Origin of the sequence: Mycobacterium sp., from assembly GCF_040509115.1 — a bacterium.
Classification (GTDB): Bacteria; Actinomycetota; Actinomycetes; order Mycobacteriales; family Mycobacteriaceae; genus Mycobacterium.
Window position 1 is genome coordinate 1 of record NZ_JBEVLO010000503.1, and the last position, 3,627, is coordinate 3,627.

Here is a 3,627-nt window from a genome sequence, read left to right on the forward strand (position 1 = left end):
GTCGGCGGCGTCGATGGCGGTGGCGTCCATCGTGCGCACGGTCGCGCGGTCGGCGGCGCCGAGTGGCCCCGCCGCGATCGACGCCACCGATTCCGGCGCCAGGTCGGTCACCGTGACGTGTGCAGTCGGATGCATCTCCAGCAGTTTGGCGGACAGTCCGCCATGGCCCGCACCCAGCTCGAGGATGCGGGGATCGGGGACGTCGGCCACCTCTTCGAGCGCGAGGTACGCGAACCTCTCGTGATGGCCGAACCAGGTGCCGGTGCGCTCGAGGGCGTGCACGACGCTGCGCTTGCGCGCCTCGGCGTCGGCATCCCCGACGGAGTCGCGGTCGAGGTACTCCAGCCGGTCGGTCTGCAACAGCCGGTCCAGACAGGACGCCGCCGGGCCGCCACGGGGCATGCGGTCGATGTCCCGTGGCGAAGTGGTCATCTCTCCATCATCGCCGCTGCGGCGATCCATGGGTCATGGGGTGAAGTCGGCGGGCAGCTCGATGTCGTCGACCGCGAGGTTCTCTTCGAGGTGCGCGACCGAGGACGTGCCCGGGATGAGCAGCACGTTGGGCGCGACCGACAGGGTCCACGCGAGCGCGATCTGCGCCGGGGTCTTGCCGAGGTCTTCGGCAGCCTTCTTGACCGCGGGGTTGCCCAGCACCGGATTCTCCTCGTTGAACGCGGACCCGAGCGGGAAGAACGGCACGAATGAGATGCCCCGCTCGGTGCACTCGTCCAGCACCGGCTGCGCCGACCGGTCGACCAGGTTGTAGGCGTTCTGCACGGTGACGACGTCGGTGCGGTCGAGCGCGATCTGCAGGTGCTCGAGCGAGATGCTCGACAGTCCGATGCCGCCGATCAGGCCCTCGTCGCGGGCGGCGATCATCGCGGTCAGCTGGCGGTCGAAGAGTTCGCGGTTCACGGGGCCGACGGAGCTCGGATCACCGGAGTGGATGCGGAGGTTGACCGCGGCCAGCTGGTCGACGCCGAGTTCACGGAGGTTCGCCTCGATGTCGGCGCGAAGATCGTCGGGCTCCTGGGCCGACGTCCAGTTGCCCTCGTCGTCGCGGCGGGCGCCGACCTTGGAGACCAGCGCCAGCTGATCGGAGTAGGGGTGCAGTGCCTCGCGGATGAGCTCGTTGGCGACGTCGGGGCCGTAGAACTGGGCGGTGTCGATGTGGTTGACCCCGAGTTCGACGGCTCGCTTCAGGACGGCGATCGCCTGGTCGTGGTCACGCGGGGGGCCAAAGACGCCCGGCCCGGGGAGCTGCATGGCGCCGAAGCCGACTCGGTTGACGGTGAACTTGCCCAGCTTGAATGTGCTCATGGGTACAGCCAACCAAGAAAGGGACGCATTCAATCCGAATGCGTCCCTTTCCCTTGGATCGTTTACTCGGATTCGCCGAGGATGCCGTAGATCTCGCGGCGTGCATTGTTGACGATGTCGACGATGCGTTGCTGCTGATCGGGGGTGGCGGCGTGCGCGGACTGCGCGACCGCTCCCATCAGCTGGCCGACGGCGCTCCGTAGGCTCGCGTGGCCGGGATCGGCCCCTTCGGTGATCTCGTCCCACGGCGGGGTCTCGATCTTCTCGGCGACGGCGCGGCCGGCGTCGGTCAGCTCGAACAGCTTCTTGCTGCCGTCGCTCTCGGTGCCGACGATCAGATCCTCGTCGACGAGTAGCTGCAGGGTGGGGTAGACCGAGCCGGGGCTGGGCTTCCACAGATCCTGGCTGCGCTCGGCGATCTCCTGGATCATCTCGTAGCCGTGCATCGGACGCTCGGCGAGCAGCGTGAGAATGGCGGCGCGCACGTCGCCACGCCTGCCGCGGCCACGTCCGCGACCACGGGGGCCGCCTCCTCCGCGGCCGAAGCCTGCGCCGCCGCGGCCGAAGCCCGGTCCGCCGAAGCCCGGTCCGAAACCGGGGCCGCCGAATCCACGGCCGAAGCCGGGTCCGAAGCCGCCGCGGAAACCGCCGTCGAACGGGCCGTCGTGGCCGCCGTCCTGGTCGCGCACTGCTTCGCGGAACTCGTCGCGGAAGGCGCGCCGGGCCTGGCGTCGCTGTTCGTGGAAGGCGCGCCGATCGACGGGTCCGAACCCGAAGCCGAATGGGGGTTGGCCCTCGAACGGGCCGTTGGGGGGTGTGAATGGGGTGTTCATGGTCTGTGTCTCCTCGAAGTCTGGAAACGCCGAATGCGTCTCCGATACGTTGACGATATATCGGAAACTATCGCGATGCAACCATTACTGCGTGGCGTTCGCCGACTCAGGCCTTCCCGCGCTCGTCGATGGCCTTCAGGAACTGTCGCGCCCACCGCACCTCCATGGCGGCGTACTGGAGGCCGTACTCGAGCGCCGCACGGTTGTAGAACTCGGAGTCGCTGTCCTGCCAATCAACCGAATCGCGAACGTGCTCATACCTTTTCAGATCCGATTCGGCATGCTCGGCGAAGGCGGTGACGTATTTTCTGGCGGCGTCGGACGAGGCATTGCCGAGCAGGAACACCCGCAGAAGATCGGGCCGACGCCACGGCGGATCGTCCTGCGGACTGTCGATCCAGCGCACCAGCTCGGCCCGTCCGGCGTCAGTGACCCGATACTCCTTGCGGCCGCGCGGGCCGATGTCGCTGACTTCGATGAGCCCGTCCGCCGCTAGCTTGTTCAACTCTCCGTACAGCTGGCTCTGGGTGGCGGGCCACACGTTGGCCATCGACTTTTCAAATCGTTTCAGCAGGTCGTAGCCGCTGCCGGGCTGTTCCGCCAACAGTCCGAGGGCGGCTATCCGAAGGCTCATCGCCAAAGGGTACGGCCCGACATTCCACTCGTGGAACGTCGGGCCGTCCGGTGTGTCGGGGTGCGGGCTCCCCGCTCAGCCGTTGTCGACCAGCGTGGCTCCCTCGGGCACCCGCAGCGCGGACATCTTCCACGGTCCATTGAGCGCCAGCACGTAGTAGAGGGCAAACGCGACACCGCATCCGATGAACCAGCTGTACTGCGATGCGCCGGTCATCCCGTAGACCATGCCGCCGAGTAGCACCGGCGCCATGGCCAGGATGGCGGCGATCACCGTCGCGATGACGGCGACCGGGTTGTAGCCACCCTTGTACCAGTAGTTCGAGGTCTTCGACATCGTGAAGAGGTCGTCGACGACGATCTTCTGCTTGCGCACCAGGTAGAAGTCGGCGATCAGGACGCCGAACAGCGGTCCGATGAACGCGCCGAGGGTCTCCAGCGTGTAGTGGATGACCTCGGGATTGCTGTAGAGGTTCCACGGGGTCAGCAGCACCGAGCCGACGGCCGCGATCATGCCGCCCATCCGCCAGCTGATCTTCTGCGGGCTGACGTTGGAGAAGTCGAACGCGGGGCTGATGAAGTTGGCGACGATGTTGATGCCGATGGTGGCGATCGTAAACGTCAAGGCGCCCAGCACGATTGCGGTGACGCTGTCGATGCGAGCGACCGTCGCGACCGGGTCGGTGAGCAGTTCGCCGAACACCGGCACCGTCGCGGCGGCCGTGACGACGACCAACAGCGAGAACACCAGGAAGTTGACCGGGAGGCCCAGGAAGTTGCCCTTCTTCACGGCCTGGTAGCTCTTGCCGTAGCGGGCGAAGTCACCGAAGTTCAGCATGGG

Annotated in this window: 5 protein-coding genes; all 5 read right to left on the bottom strand. The window is 67.0% G+C overall.

Going from position 1 to position 3,627, the window contains the following annotated elements; all coding sequences use genetic code 11:
* Window positions 1–432, bottom strand: a 432-nt coding sequence (locus tag ABW137_RS34105; RefSeq protein WP_526407097.1) for a class I SAM-dependent methyltransferase, incomplete at its 3' end; no start/stop codon positions are given.
* A 33-nt stretch (window positions 433–465) separates the two neighbouring features.
* Complete coding sequence (locus tag ABW137_RS34110; protein WP_526407099.1) at window positions 466–1,320, bottom strand: aldo/keto reductase; 855 nt, start codon at window positions 1,318–1,320, stop codon at window positions 466–468.
* Between the two features lie 62 nt (window positions 1,321–1,382).
* Window positions 1,383–2,153, bottom strand: coding sequence for a PadR family transcriptional regulator (locus ABW137_RS34115; RefSeq protein WP_526407101.1), 771 nt, complete (start codon window positions 2,151–2,153; stop codon window positions 1,383–1,385).
* A gap of 106 nt (window positions 2,154–2,259) precedes the next feature.
* Window positions 2,260–2,787: a PadR family transcriptional regulator gene (locus ABW137_RS34120; RefSeq protein ID WP_526407103.1), complete on the bottom strand. Its 528-nt coding sequence runs from the start codon at window positions 2,785–2,787 to the stop codon at window positions 2,260–2,262.
* A 75-nt stretch (window positions 2,788–2,862) separates the two neighbouring features.
* Window positions 2,863–3,627 (bottom strand): cytosine permease (locus ABW137_RS34125; protein ID WP_526407105.1); only part of this gene is annotated, 765 nt, incomplete at its 5' end.